Below are 13,432 nucleotides of genomic sequence, written 5' to 3'. Positions count from 1 at the left end.
CACTGGTGGTCAGTTTCCTTTCACGCGGACTGGTACGTGCGGGGCCTGCGGGCAGGCGTCACACGTCCAGGAAGCGGACGTCCTTGGCGTTGCGCTGGATGAAGGAACGGCGGGCCTCGACGTCCTCGCCCATCAGGATCGAGAACAGTTCGTCGGCGCGGGCGGCGTCCTCCAGGGTGACCTGGAGCAGCAGGCGGTGGGCCTGGTCCATGGTGGTCACCCGGAGCTCCTCGGCGTTCATCTCGCCGAGACCCTTGAACCGCTGGATCGCGTCGTCCTTCGGCAGCCGGCGCCCGGCGGCCACGCCCGCCGCGATCACGGCGTCGCGCTCGCGGTCGGAGTAGACGTACTCGAAGTCGTCCTTGCCCCACTTGATCTTGTACAGCGGCGGCATCGCCAGGTAGACGTAGCCGGCCTCGACCAGCGGCCGCATGAAGCGGAACAGCAGGGTCAGCAGCAGGGTGCGGATGTGCTGTCCGTCGACGTCGGCGTCGGCCATCAGCACGATCTTGTGGTACCGCAGCTTGGACTCGTCGTAGTCCTCCTGGATGCCGCAGCCGAAGGCCGAGATCAGCGCCTGGACCTCGGTGTTCTGCAGCACCTTGTCGATCCGGGCCTTCTCGACGTTCAGGATCTTGCCGCGGATCGGGAGGATCGCCTGGATGCGCGGGTCGCGGCCCTGCTTGGCCGAGCCGCCGGCGGAGTCACCCTCGACGATGAAGATCTCGCACTCGGCCGGGTCCTTGGACTGGCAGTCGCTGAGCTTGCCGGGCAGCGAGGCGGACTCCAGCAGGCCCTTGCGACGGGTGAGGTCGCGGGCCTTGCGGGCGGCGACGCGCGCGGTGGCGGCCTGGATGGACTTGCGGATGATGTCCGCGGCCTCGTTGGGGTTGCGGTCCAGCCAGTCGTTCAGGTGCTCGTGGACGACCTTCTGGACGAAGGTCTTCGCCTCGGTGTTGCCCAGCTTGTCCTTGGTCTGGCCCTCGAACTGCGGCTCGCCGAGCTTGACCGAGATGATCGCGGTCAGACCCTCGCGGATGTCCTCGCCGGAGAGGTTGTCGTCCTTCTCGCGGAGCAGCTTCTTGTCCCGCGCGTAGCGGTTGACCAGGCCGGTCAGCGCCGCGCGGAAGCCCTCCTCGTGGGTACCGCCGCCGTGGGTGTGGATGGTGTTGGCGAAGGAGTAGACCCCCTCGGTGTACGAGGAGTTCCACTGCATGGCGATCTCCACCGAGATCGCCTTGTCCTTGTCCTCCGCCTCGAAGTCGATCACCGAGGGGTGGACGACCTCGCCCTTGCGGGAGTTGAGGTGGGCGACGAAGTCGGCGATGCCGCCGTCGTACTTGTACGTGACCGAGAGCGGCTTGCCCTCCTCGTCGACGTGCTCGGGGCGCTCGTCGGTGAGCCTGATGGTCAGGCCCTTGTTGAGGAACGCCATCTCCTGGAACCGGCGGGAGAGCGTCTCGAAGGAGTAGACCGTGGTCTCGAAGATGTCCGGGTCGGCCCAGAAGGTGACGCTGGTGCCGGTGCGCTCGGCGGCCTCGTGCTGGGCCAGCGGGGCGGTCGGGGTGCCGGCCTTGTACTCCTGGGTCCAGCGGTGGCCGTCGGTGTGGATCTCCACCGCGAGCCGGGTGGAGAGCGCGTTCACCACGGAGACGCCGACGCCGTGCAGACCGCCGGAGACCGCGTAGCCGCCGTTGCCGAACTTGCCGCCCGCGTGCAGGACCGTCAGCACGACCTCGACGGCCGGCTTGCCCTGGCCCGGCATGATGCCGACCGGGATGCCGCGGCCGTTGTCGACCACGCGCACACCGCCGTCGGCCAGCAGCGACACGTCGATGGTGTCCGCGTGACCGGCCATCGCCTCGTCGACGGAGTTGTCCACGATCTCCTGCACCAGGTGGTGCAGGCCTCGCTCACCGGTCGAGCCGATGTACATGCCGGGGCGCTTGCGGACGGCGTCGAGGCCCTCCAGCACCTGGATGGCGCTGGCGTCGTACGACCTGTCGGACTGGTCGGTCTGGTCTGGGGTCTGGCTGGGGTTGCCGGAATCGGCCACGAAGCGCCCTCTCTGGCACAGCGCGGGCCGCATCCCCGCTCCCTCTGCGGGCGGGCGTGCGACCACGGCGTTTCGACTCGGTTGCCACTAGCAACAGTGTTTGCCCTTCAGTCTACCGGTACGACTGACATCGATGGGCGTTTGGCAGCCTCTGAGGGCAGAAATGCCGCCCTGAATCCCCTCGGGACATGTCCCGATACTCGACCGGGGGGCTCAGACCGCCTGGCAGGGCCGTCAGGGGTTCCGGAGGATCACGGTCCGCTCCGCCCCGCGGCCCTCGGGCCTATCCCCAGGTGTCCCCGGGGCCCTTGCTGCCGGGGGCGCGCAGCCGGCCGTAGCCGCGCACCGGGGCGGCGGGGCCGAGCACCTTGATGGTGCGAACCGTGCCGTGGCCCAGCTCGTGGTTCAGACGGGCCACCAACTGCCGAGCCAGCCAACGGAGTTGAGTGGCCCACGCGGTGGAGTCGCACTGCACCGTGAGCACCGCGGCCTCGTCGTCGTAGGCGGTCGGCGTGCAGTGCGCGGCGATGTCCGGCCCGACGATCTGCGGCCAACGGCCCATCACCCCGCCGACCGCGGCCGAGGACTCCCAGCCCCGCTCGGTCAGCAGCCGGGTCAGCGCCGCGCCCAGCGGCACCGGGTCGCGGCCGTCCGAGCGGGCCCCGCTGCGCAGTCCGTGCCGCTTCGCCTCGCGCTTCTCGCGCACCTGCTCACCGCGCTGGCGGGCCTGCGCCCGGGCCGCCCGCAGCGCCGAGCGCGCCAGGTCGGCACCGGTCGGCTCGGGGTGCTCCGCCGACTCGCTCACGGCGATCTCCTTATCCCCACCCTGTGGACAACGGTGAGCCGTCCAGCGTACGGGAGCCGGGCGGGCGCGCGGCGGCGCGGGTGGGCCACGCCGGGGGTACGGACACGGGGTGTACGAGCCGCCCCGGCGGCAGCCCGGCGGGCGGGGGCCGGGCGGAGGGGCGCCGTCGGGCGGGCGCGGTTCAGCCGGTGACGCGCTGGACGGCGCCGTCGGCGACCGCGTACCGGGCGCCGGCCAGCGCCTTCGGCACGTCCTCGGCCACCGCCGCGGTCACCAGCACCTGCTCGCCGCCGGCCACCAGCTCGGCCAGCCGGTCGCGGCGGGCGGCGTCCAGCTCGGCGAAGACGTCGTCCAGGATCAGCACCGGCTCTCCCCCGTCGGCGCGCAGCAGCTCGTAGGACGCCAGCCGCAGCGCCAGCGCGAACGACCAGGACTCGCCGTGGCTGGCGTAGCCCTTGGCGGGCAGCGGGCCGAGCTTGAGCACCAGCTCGTCGCGGTGCGGGCCGACCAGGGTGACGCCGCGGTCGACCTCCTGCTTGCGGGCCGTCCGCAGCGCCTGCAGCAGCTGCTCCTCGGCCTGCTCGCGGCTGCTCGGCAGCTCGCCCTCGAAGGAGCTGCGGTACTCCAGCGCGGTCTCCCCGCCGCCCGGGGCGAGCTGTCCGTAGGCGGCCGAGACCAGCGGCTGGAGGGAGGCCACCAGCTGCAGGCGGAAGGCGGTGAGTTCGGCGCCGGCCCGGGCCAGGTGGCCGTCCCAGACCTCCAGGGTGGAGAGGTCGGCGCCCTTGCCGCCGCCGGCCCGGCGGGCCATCGCGGCGGTCTTCAGCAGGGCGTTGCGCTGCTTGAGCACCCGTTCGTAGTCCTGCCGGACCCCGGCCAGCCGGGGCGCGCGGGCGGTCAGCAGCTCGTCCAGGAAGCGCCGCCGCTCCCCCGGGTCGCCCTTGACCAGAGCGAGGTCCTCGGGGGCGAACAGCACGGTGCGCAGCAGGCCCAGCACGTCGCGCGGGCGGACGTTGTCGGAGCGGTTGATCCGGGCCCGGTTGGCCTTGCCCGGGGTGATCTCCAGCTCGACCAGGGTGGAGCGGCCGCGGTCCACCACCGAGGTGCGGATCACCGCGCGCTCGGCGCCCAGCCGGATCAGCGGGGCGTCGGTGGCGACCCGGTGGCTGCCCAGGGTGGCGACGTAGCCGACCGCCTCGACCAGATTGGTCTTGCCCTGGCCGTTGGGCCCGACGAAGGCCGTCACGCCCGGGTCGAGGGAGACCTCGGCCCGGGCGTAGGAACGGAAGTCGGCGAGCGACAGGTGCGCGACGTGCATGACGGTGGACTGCGCTCGCCTTCTGGGGTGGGACTGCGGGGACTACTTCGACTCGACCGCGTGACCGCCGAACTGGTTGCGCAGCGCGGCGATCATCTTCATCTGCGGGGAGTCGTCCTGGCGGGACGCGAAGCGGGCGAACAGCGAAGCGGTGATCGCCGGCAGCGGGACGGCGTGGTCGATCGCGGCCTCGACGGTCCAGCGGCCCTCGCCGGAGTCGGCGGCCCAGCCCTTGAGCTTGCCCAGGTGCTCGTCCTCGTCCAGGGCGCGCACGGCCAGGTCGAGCAGCCAGGAGCGGATCACGGTGCCCTCCTGCCAGCTGCGGAAGACCTCGCGGACGTCGGTGACCTCGGGGGCGGCCTCCAGCAGCTCCCAGCCCTCGGCGAAGGCCTGCATCATCGCGTACTCGATGCCGTTGTGGACCATCTTGGCGAAGTGGCCGGCGCCGACCGCGCCCGCGTGCACCGAGCCGAAGTCGCCCTCGGGCTTGAGGGCGTCGAAGACCGGCTGGACCTCGGCCACGTGCTCGGCGTCGCCGCCGTACATCAGCGCGTAGCCGTTCTCCAGGCCCCAGACGCCGCCGGAGACGCCGCAGTCGACGAAGCCGATGCCCTTGGCGGCCAGCGCCTCGGCGTGCTTGACGTCGTCGGTCCAGCGGGAGTTGCCGCCGTCGACGACCACGTCACCGGGGGAGAGCAGCTCGGCCAGCTCGTCCACGGTGGCCTGGGTGGCGGCGCCGGCCGGGACCATGACCCAGACGACGCGCGGGCCCTGCAGCTTGGTGACCAGCTCCTGGAGGCTCTCGACGTCGGAGATGTCGGGGTTGCGGTCGTAGCCGATGACGGTGTGGCCGGCGCGGCGGATCCGCTCGCGCATGTTGCCGCCCATCTTGCCGAGACCGATGAGGCCGAGCTCCATAGCCAAATCCTTACCTGTGGTGACGTCCCTGCGGGCGGCGCCGTTGCCGCGCCTCCTTGAGCCTACGTGCTGGAGCGGAAGGGCCTCCTCGTGGTCGGGCCGACCGGGGGAGGGTTCCACAGGTTTGTTCACAGGGCTGTGGAAGGAGCCGTGGACAAAGGCTCCCGGGCCGGACCGGTGGCGGCCGGTCCGGCCCGGGAGCGGAGCCAGCTCAGCCGGAGAGGCGGACCGGCATGATCAGGTACTGGTAGGCCTCGTCGGCCTCCGCGTCCACCGAGGCCTTGCCGCTGAGCAGCGCGGGCTTGGTCGGGGTGGTGAAGCTCAGCTGGGCGTAGGCGGAGTCGATGGCCTTGAGGCCCTCCTCCAGGTAGCCCGGGTTGAACGCGATCGAGATGGCGTCCCCCTCCAGGGAGGCGTCGATCCGCTCGGTGGCCTGGGCGTCGTCGCCGGAGCCGGCCTCCAGGGTGAGCACGCCTTCCTCGAAGTTCAGCCGGACCGGGGTGTTGCGCTCGGCGACCAGCGAGACGCGCTTGAGCGCCTCCAGGAAGGGCTGGGTCTGGATCGCCGCGATCGCGTTGAACTCGGTCGGGAACAGGCTGCGGTACTTCGGGAACTCGCCCTCCAGCAGCCGGGTGGTGGTCCGCCGGCCGGCGCCCTCGAAGCCGATCAGGCCCTCGCCCGCGCCGCCCGAGGAGAGCGCGATGGAGACGCTGTCGCCGCTGCCCAGGGACTTCGCGATGTCCTGCAGGGTCTTGGCCGGGACCAGCGCGACGGCCGAGATGTCGGCCTGCTCGGGCTTCCACAGCAGCTCGCGCACCGCGAAGCGGTAGCGGTCGGTGGCGGCCAGGGTGATCCGGTCGCCCTCGATCTCGACCCGGACACCGGTGAGCACCGGCAGGGTGTCGTCGCGGCCCGCGGCCACGGCGGCCTGGCTGACCGCGGAGGCGAAGACGTCACCCGGGACGGTGCCGGTCGCGGTCGGCATCTGGGGCAGCGCCGGGTACTCGTCCACCGGAAGGGTGGGCAGGGTGAACCGGGAGCTGCCGCAGACCACGCTGACCCGCTGGCCGTCGGTGGAGATCTCCACAGGCCTGTTGGGAAGGTTGCGCGAGATGTCGTTGAGCAGCCGGCCGGAGACCAGCACGGTGCCGGCCTCCTCGATGTCGGCCTCCAGCTCGACCCGGGCCGAGACCTCGTAGTCGAAGCCGGACAGCGCCAGGCTGCCGTCCTGCGCCGTCAGCAGCAGGCCGGCCAGCACCGGCACCGGCGGCCGTGCCGGGAGGCTGCGGGCAGCCCAGGCCACCGCCTCCGCGAGGACGTCACGCTCCACCCGGAACTTCACCGGTAACCGCCTCCTGGATCGAGCGCTCCCGCTCGCACGTCTGGTTCTTCTGATCTTGGTCTTCGGTGCGGCTGTCCGCCGAGCTCCGCCGCTCCGCTTCCAGTCGCCGAGGACAGTCTGACGTACTCCACCGACAGACGGGGCAGACGGGCGGAAGCAACTCGAACGGATGTCGGGCTGCGGTTGTCCACAGATTTCGGCCCCACCCGCTTTTGAACCAGTCGAACGGTCTATAGGTGTAGTGGTAGTAGTAGGGCCTGTGGAAACCGTGGATAACCCTGTTTGCGCAGGTCAGGCCCGGTTTTTTGTCCACAGGACATGTGGATGCGGCCTGTGGACGAACACGGCCCGCTGTGGACGGCGGAGCGTTACCCACAGGGCACGCTGAGTATCCACAGGTTATCCCCAGCGCTGTCCCCAGATCCGGGCCCGGTTATCCACGGGCGCCGGTCAACTTTTCGTGACGGCTTTCACACCTGGGCATGAACGAGGGCAGAAGCTTGTCGAACTGTGGACACGGCTGTGGACAACCTGGGGATAACCTCGCCCGGCCTGGGGACAACCGGTGGACAACACGGATGGCCCACTGACGGGCCGCCACTTGTCCACACCCTGTGGATAACGGTTGTGCACAAGTCCACAGGCACCTGACCTGCGCGGAAGAGCGTAGCGGCGGCCGCCCTGTGGAGGAATTCTGGATAACTCACGGCGCCCCGGCCTGTGGACGGCGGAGAACCCGCCCGGCCTGTGGATTTCCGCCTCGCGCACCGGTGGCGTTCGAATCCCCGGTCAGATGTTCGGCGCGGGCTGTGGACTGGCGGAGCGTCCGTTACCGGCATGCCTGCCCCGCCGATGCGCGGTGCACACCTGTGGATATGCCGAAAGGGCGCCAGGATCGCTCCTGACGCCCTTTTCCGGCCACCCGGGGCCCGCCCGTCCGCGGGCCCGCCGGCTAGCTCTTGATGCGGTTGGTCAGCTCGGTGACCTGGTTGTAGATCGAGCGCCGCTCGGCCATGAGTGACCGGATCTTGCGGTCGGCGTGCATCACCGTGGTGTGGTCGCGGCCGCCGAACTGCGCGCCGATCTTCGGCAGCGAGAGGTCGGTGAGCTCCCGGCAGAGGTACATGGCGATCTGACGCGCGGTCACCAGCACGCGGCTGCGCGAGGATCCGCAGAGGTCGTCCACCCCGAGTCCGAAGTAGGCGGCGGTCTGCTGCATGATCACCTGGGCGGTGATCTCCGGCCCGGCGTCCTCGTCGCCGCCCGGGATGAGGTCCTTGAGGACGATCCCGGCCAGCTCCAGGTCGACCGGCGCCCGGTTGAGGTTGGCGAAGGCGGTGACCCGGATGAGGGCCCCCTCCAACTCCCGGATGTTCCGGGTGATCCGGGACGCGATGAACTCCAACACGTCGGCGGGAGCGTTGAGTTGCTCCTGGATCGCCTTCTTGCGCAGGATCGCGATCCGGGTCTCCAGCTCCGGCGGGGTGACGTCGGTGATGAGTCCCCACTCGAAGCGGTTGCGCAGCCGGTCCTCCAGCGTGGTCAGCAGCTTGGGCGGCCGGTCGGAGGAGAGCACGATCTGCTTGTTGGCGTTGTGCAGGGTGTTGAAGGTGTGGAAGAACTCCTCCTGCGTGGACTCCTTGCTCGCCAGGAACTGCACGTCGTCCACGAGCAGGATGTCCATGTCCCGGTAGCGCTTGCGGAAGGTGTCCGCCTTGCCGTCCCGGATGGAGTTGATGAACTCGTTGGTGAACTCCTCGGAGGACACGTAGCGCACCCGGGTGCCCGGGAAGAGGCTGCGCGAGTAGTGCCCGATGGCGTGCAGCAGGTGGGTCTTGCCCAGCCCGGACTCGCCGTAGATGAAGAGCGGGTTGTACGCCTTGGCCGGGGCCTCGGCGACCGCCACCGCCGCGGCGTGCGCGAAGCGGTTGCTGGCGCCGATGACGAAGGTGTCGAACAGGTACTTGGGGTTCAGCCGGGCGGCCGGCTCGTCCTTGCGGGAGCCGCCGGCCGGGGGCGCGCCGGGTGGGGCGGGCACACCGGGGACCGCCGGGCGGTCGGTGGCGCGCTCGGCGGGGGCCTTGTCCGCGCCGCGGCCGGCGGCCGGGCGGGCCGCGGGGCGGCGGCCGGAGGCGGTCCGCGGGTGCTCGCCCGGACCGGGGCCGTAGGCGCCGCCGAAGAGGTCGCCCTGGGTGGTGGAGGGCGGTGCGGGGACGTGCCGCGGCGCGGGCCGGGGCACCGGCTCCTCGGGCTCGCGGTAGGCCGGCGGCTGCTCCTGGTAGCCGGGCCAGGCCTGGTTGCCGCCCGCCGGGCCGCCGTACGGCGCGGGGTGCTGCTCGTAGCCGCCGCTCTCGTAGTGCGGCCGCTCGTAGCTCTGCTCGTAACCCTGCTCGTAGTCCGCTTCGTAGGTCTGCGGGTAGCCCTGGTCGCCGTAGCCGCCGGCGTCCGGCTCGGACGGGTTCGGGTACGGCTCGGCGGCGGCCTGCGGGGCGGGGGTGGTCGGCACGGCGTTGGCGTCGACCATCACGGCGATCCGCACCGGGCGGGCCAGCTCGCGGGAGAGCGCCTCGGTCAGCTGCGGCAGCAGCCGGCCCTCCAGCACCTGCTTGGCCCGCTCGTTGGGGGCCGCCAGCAGGGCGGTGTCGTGCATCATCCACATGGGCTGGGTGCGCTGCACCCACTGCTTGTCCATCTCCCCGACATCCGGGTCGGCGACCAGCCGCTCGACGACCCTCGCCCAGACCGGGACGAGGTCGCTGTTGACATCAGCCACTGGTACACGCTTTCCGATGAACAAACCAGACAAGTCCTGCAACGGTAGTCAGCGAACAGGGCCGGATCAAGTCGTTGTCCACAGGCTGTGGGTAAGCGGCCCCCGGGCAGCTGGTTTGACCCTCGTGCCCCGTCCCGCGTACCGTAACCAGGTCGAGTTGTCGATGGCCGCTGCCGCATGTCCGCGGGTCCACCCGCTCCATAAGGCGCGCAGCACGGGCGCCGTGGATTGCCTCAAACCCCAGCCGAACTGGGGCGATGGGCCGGATTTCCGATACAGGGGAGATCACGCGGACGCACGGTGACGGCCAAGCGACTCCCCGTCATCCTACGATTCACCTCAGGAGCCCCCGAGTGAGCAAGCGCACCTTCCAGCCGAACAACCGTCGCCGCGCGAAGACCCACGGCTTCCGGCTGCGGATGCGTACCCGCGCCGGCCGCGCCATCCTGGCTGCCCGCCGTGGCAAGGGCCGCGCCAGCCTGTCCGCCTGATCCGCACCAGAGTCTGTTGTGCTGCCCTCCGAGAATCGGCTGCGGCGGCGCCAGGACTTCGCGACCGCGGTGAAACGCGGTCGCCGGGCCGGCAGGCCCCTGCTGGTCGTCCATCTCGCCAGAGAGGACGCCCCCGGGGACCGCACCGACCGGACCAGCGACACCCGCCCGCACGTCGCCGAGGGGACTCCTTCGGCGCGTGCGGGTTTCGTCGTGAGCAAGGCCGTCGGCCCGGCGGTCACACGCAACCTGGTCAAGCGCCGGTTGCGCCATCTCGTACGTGATCGTCTGTCCCGGCTGCCCGCCGGTAGCCTGATAGTGGTGCGTGCGCTGCCCCCGGCCGCGTCCGCCTCGTACCAGGAACTCGAACGCGACCTGGACGCGGCGCTCAAGCGGTTGCTCAAGGCCGAGCACGCCGCCTCGGCGCCGACGGGAGCAGGGCGATGAAGTACCTGCTAATGGGTCTGATCAGGGTCTACCAGTGGACCATCAGCCCACTGCTCGGTCCGGTGTGCCGTTACTACCCGTCCTGTTCGCACTACGGCTTCGAGGCCGTGAAGACGCACGGGGCGGTGAAGGGCGGCGCCCTGACCGCGTGGCGCATCCTGCGCTGCAATCCGTGGACTCCCGGCGGGGTCGATCATGTCCCGCCGCGCAAGCATCCGGTGTGGCACCGCCGGCTGGCGGACCGGCTGAAGGGCCGGTCCGCCGCCGACCAGCCGGTGATCATGCCCCCCGCCGGTCCGGACCCAGAGGGCCCGGCGACCATTGGCCCCATGGGGCCAATCCCAATGTCCAAGGAGCCTGACCGGTGACCTTCTCCTTCCTCAACCCCCTGTACACAGCGGTGTCCTGGATCATCGTCCAGTTCCACTCGCTGTACAGCCACGTCTTCAATCCGGATGGTGGCTGGGCCTGGGGTCTGGCCATCGCCTCGATGGTGGTCGTCATCCGGATCTGCCTGATCCCGCTCTTCGTGAAGCAGATCAAGGCGACCCGGGCCATGCAGGCGATCCAGCCGAAGATGAAGGCCATCCAGGAGCGGTACAAGAACGACCGCCAGCGCCAGTCCGAAGAGATGATGAAGCTGTACAAGGAGGCGGGTACCAACCCGTTCTCCAGCTGCCTTCCCATCCTCGTGCAGGCGCCGTTCTTCACCGCGCTCTACGGCGTGCTGGCCTCGGTCGCCAAGGGCCACGAGATCGGCGTGATCAACGGCGACCTGCTGGTGAGCGCCGGCAAGGCGCACATCTTCGGTGCTCCGCTGTCGGCCACCTTCGTGAGCAGCAGCGAGGTCAGCGTCAAGATCGTCGTCGCCGTGATGATCATCATGATGTCGGCGTCGCAGTTCATCACCCAGCGCCAGCTGATGACGAAGAACGTCGACCTCACCGTGAAGACGCCGTTCATGCAGCAGCAGAAGATGCTGATGTACGTCTTCCCGATCATGTTCGCCGTGATGGGCATCAACTTCCCGGTCGGTGTCCTGGTCTACTGGCTGACCACCAACGTCTGGTCGATGGGCCAGCAGCTGATCGTCATCCGCAACAACCCGACGCCGGGCAGCAAGGCCTGGGACGAGCGTCAGGTCCGTCTGAAGAAGGCCGGCCGGCTGAACCCGGACGGCTCGGTCATCAAGGGCCCGCTGTTCGGCCTGCTCCCCGCGAAGAAGTCGGCTGTCAGCGCCGAGGCCGTGGTCGAGGAGTCGGTGCAGGTGCGCCGGCAGCAGCCGCGGAAGCAGAGCAAGTCGCAGCGCCAGCACACCGGCGGCCAGCCGGCGAGCCTGACCAAGGACGCCCCGGCCGAGCAGCCCACCGACGCCGCCCCGGCCGACTCCGCGAGCACCGGCACGTCCGGTGGCAGCGGTGCGTCCGGCGGCAGCGCTGCGGCCAAGCAGACCGCGGCGCGTCCGGCGGGCGCCAAGTCGGGTCCGGCTCGTCCGCAGGGCGGCCGGCAGCAGCCCAAGCGCGGCGGTCAGCGGCCGAAGAAGAAGTGACCGGTCCGCTCCGGACCGGCCCCGCGGCCCCCTGAACCTCGTTACCGGCCCACCACCCGGGCCCATCTCCGAAGGAGTCCATCAGTGACGGAAGGCATCACCTCCGCCGTCGAGGCCGAGGCCGCCGCCAGCGCCGACGAGAGCCTCATCACCCGCCTGGAGCAGGAGGGCGACATCGCGGCGGACTACCTGGAGGGTCTGCTCGACATCGCCGATCTCGACGGTGACATCGACATGGACGTCGAGGGCGACCGCGCCCTGGTCTCCATCGTCAGCGACGGCAACGACCAGTCCCTGCAGCGGCTGGTCGGCCAGGACGGCGAGGTGCTGGAGGCGCTGCAGGAGCTGACCCGGTTGGCCGTCCACCGGGAGACCGGCGAGCGCAGCCGCCTCATGCTGGACATCGCCGGCTTCCGGGCCCGCAAGCGCTCGGAGCTGGCGACCCTCGGGTCGCAGACGGCCGACCAGGTGAAGAGCTCGGGGGAGCAGGTCAAGCTGCGTCCGATGACCCCGTTCGAGCGCAAGGTCGTCCACGACGCGGTGGCCGCGGCCGGTCTGCGCAGCGAGTCGGAGGGCGAGGAGCCCCAGCGGTGCGTGGTCGTGCTGCCGGCCTGACGGCAGGGTGACCGTCGGCGGCTTCGGCGGCCGGCATGCGACACGAGGACCCGACCCCGTCCGCCACGCGCGGGCGGGGTCGTCGTCCCTTCGCGTCGTCCCCTCGCGGGCCGTGGCCCGGCGAGAGATGTTTCACGTGAAACGGTGCAGGAGCGGGTCGGTGGATCCGGGGAGCGGAGAGTGCGAGATGGATACGGAGAGCGCGCCTGCCGGCGGGCCGGGGACGGGCGACGGCGGTCCGGGTGCCGAGGGCGCGGCCGTCGGCGGGCGTCCGGCGGTCGAGCCGCCGCCCGCGCCGCCGGCCGTCGCACGGGAGGTCTTCGGTGAGCGGTACGACGCCGCGGTCCGTTACACCGAGCTGCTGGCCACCACGGGGGTGACCCGGGGGCTGATCGGGCCGCGCGAGGTGCCCCGGCTCTGGGACCGCCATGTGCTGAACTGCGCCGTCCTCGCCGAGCTGCTGCCGGCCGGAACCACGCTCTGCGACGTCGGCTCCGGCGCCGGTCTGCCCGGCATCCCGGTGGCGCTGGCGCGGCCGGACGTCTCGGTGACCCTGCTGGAGCCGCTGCTGCGGCGCACCACCTTCCTGGAGGAGGTGGTCCGCGAGCTGGGGCTGGAGAACGTCACCGTGCTGCGCGGCCGGGCCGAGGAGATGGTCGGCAAGCTGGCGGTGGACGTGGTGACCGCGCGCGCGGTGGCGCCGATGGAGCGGCTGGCCGGCTGGGGGCTTCCGCTGCTGCGGCCGTACGGCCAGATGCTGGCGCTCAAGGGCGACAGCGCCGAGCAGGAGCTGGCCGACTCCCGGGCCGGCCTGGCGAAGCTCGGTGCGGTCGAGTGGGCGGTGATCGCGGTCGGCGAGGGCACCCTGGAGACCTCGACCCGGGTGGTCCAGGTCAAGGTGGGGGAGAGCCCGGGCGGCGTGAAGGCGGCGACCCGCCGGGCCAAGGCGGCCAGGGCCGGCCGCTCCGGCAGCCCGGTGCGCGGCGCGGACCGCGGCCGGATGCCCCGGCGGCGCGGCCGCTGAGCCGGACGTGAGGCCTGACACGGGCGGGGAGGTCCTCCGACCTCCCCGCCCGTGGCGTTCCCGGGGATCGACGGCATCCGGGTGACGGGCGGGCAGA

General features: G+C 71.1%; 12 protein-coding genes. 6 read left to right on the top strand and 6 right to left on the bottom strand.

Translation table 11 applies throughout. The features are described 5' to 3' along the window. Positions 1-58: 58 nt before the first annotated feature. From gyrB to dnaA, 6 genes are all read right to left on the bottom strand, one after another. Complete coding sequence (gyrB, locus tag ACFVUH_RS09190; protein WP_355362488.1) at positions 59-2,089, bottom strand: DNA topoisomerase (ATP-hydrolyzing) subunit B; 2,031 nt, start codon at positions 2,087-2,089, stop codon at positions 59-61. Positions 2,090-2,339: 250 nt separating this feature from the next. After that, positions 2,340-2,861 carry a DciA family protein gene (locus ACFVUH_RS09185; RefSeq protein WP_355362490.1) on the bottom strand — a complete coding sequence of 174 codons (522 nt, stop codon included), beginning with the start codon at positions 2,859-2,861 and terminating at the stop codon, positions 2,340-2,342. A gap of 181 nt (positions 2,862-3,042) precedes the next feature. After that, positions 3,043-4,176 carry a DNA replication/repair protein RecF gene (gene recF / locus ACFVUH_RS09180; protein ID WP_355362492.1) on the bottom strand — a complete coding sequence of 378 codons (1,134 nt, stop codon included), beginning with the start codon at positions 4,174-4,176 and terminating at the stop codon, positions 3,043-3,045. A gap of 42 nt (positions 4,177-4,218) precedes the next feature. Continuing rightward, entirely contained in the window at positions 4,219-5,214 is a 996-nt protein-coding gene (gene gnd / locus ACFVUH_RS09175; protein WP_387912128.1) for a phosphogluconate dehydrogenase (NAD(+)-dependent, decarboxylating), read from the bottom strand. 91 nt (positions 5,215-5,305) lie between these two features. Further along, the gene (dnaN, locus tag ACFVUH_RS09170; protein ID WP_355362494.1) at positions 5,306-6,436 is read right to left on the bottom strand and encodes a DNA polymerase III subunit beta; all 1,131 of its coding nucleotides are present in this window, start codon (positions 6,434-6,436) and stop codon (positions 5,306-5,308) included. Positions 6,437-7,388: 952 nt separating this feature from the next. Further along, positions 7,389-9,209: a chromosomal replication initiator protein DnaA gene (dnaA, locus tag ACFVUH_RS09165; RefSeq protein ID WP_387912126.1), complete on the bottom strand. Its 1,821-nt coding sequence runs from the start codon at positions 9,207-9,209 to the stop codon at positions 7,389-7,391. A gap of 353 nt (positions 9,210-9,562) precedes the next feature. On the opposite strand from dnaA, the gene rpmH reads away from it, so the two are divergent. The 6 genes from rpmH (at position 9,563) to rsmG (ending at position 13,335) form a co-directional block, all read left to right on the top strand. Continuing rightward, entirely contained in the window at positions 9,563-9,700 is a 138-nt protein-coding gene (gene rpmH, locus ACFVUH_RS09160) for a 50S ribosomal protein L34 (RefSeq protein ID WP_030059672.1), read from the top strand. Positions 9,701-9,718: 18 nt separating this feature from the next. Next, complete coding sequence (gene rnpA / locus ACFVUH_RS09155; RefSeq protein WP_355362498.1) at positions 9,719-10,147, top strand: ribonuclease P protein component; 429 nt, start codon at positions 9,719-9,721, stop codon at positions 10,145-10,147. Further along, positions 10,144-10,515 (top strand): membrane protein insertion efficiency factor YidD, encoded by a 372-nt coding sequence (yidD, locus tag ACFVUH_RS09150; protein WP_355362500.1) that lies wholly within the window; start codon positions 10,144-10,146, stop codon positions 10,513-10,515. Before rnpA ends, yidD begins: the two co-directional genes overlap by 4 nt. After that, positions 10,512-11,696, top strand: coding sequence for a membrane protein insertase YidC (gene yidC / locus ACFVUH_RS09145; RefSeq protein ID WP_387912124.1), 1,185 nt, complete (start codon positions 10,512-10,514; stop codon positions 11,694-11,696). The genes yidD and yidC overlap by 4 nt, the downstream gene beginning before the upstream one ends. A gap of 84 nt (positions 11,697-11,780) precedes the next feature. Further along, entirely contained in the window at positions 11,781-12,311 is a 531-nt protein-coding gene (locus ACFVUH_RS09140) for a R3H domain-containing nucleic acid-binding protein (protein ID WP_355362504.1), read from the top strand. A 187-nt stretch (positions 12,312-12,498) separates the two neighbouring features. Further along, complete coding sequence (rsmG, locus tag ACFVUH_RS09135) at positions 12,499-13,335, top strand: 16S rRNA (guanine(527)-N(7))-methyltransferase RsmG (protein WP_387912122.1); 837 nt, start codon at positions 12,499-12,501, stop codon at positions 13,333-13,335. Positions 13,336-13,432: the final 97 nt, after the last annotated feature.

Source organism: Kitasatospora sp. NPDC058032 (assembly GCF_042885845.1).
Classification (GTDB): Bacteria; Actinomycetota; Actinomycetes; order Streptomycetales; family Streptomycetaceae; genus Kitasatospora.
Note: the sequence above shows the minus strand (reverse complement) of the source record. Positions and strands in the feature narration are given on the sequence as shown.

Bases quoted from the DNA above. Each gene is read 5' to 3' on its own strand.
- rsmG (WP_387912122.1), top strand. From the start codon at position 12,499: ATGGATACGGAGAGCGCGCCTGCCGGCGGGCCGGGGACGGGCGACGGC.
- gyrB (WP_355362488.1), bottom strand. From the start codon at position 2,089: ATGCGGCCCGCGCTGTGCCAGAGAGGGCGCTTCGTGGCCGATTCCGGC.
- yidD (WP_355362500.1), top strand. From the start codon at position 10,144: ATGAAGTACCTGCTAATGGGTCTGATCAGGGTCTACCAGTGGACCATC.
- recF (WP_355362492.1), bottom strand. From the start codon at position 4,176: ATGCACGTCGCGCACCTGTCGCTCGCCGACTTCCGTTCCTACGCCCGG.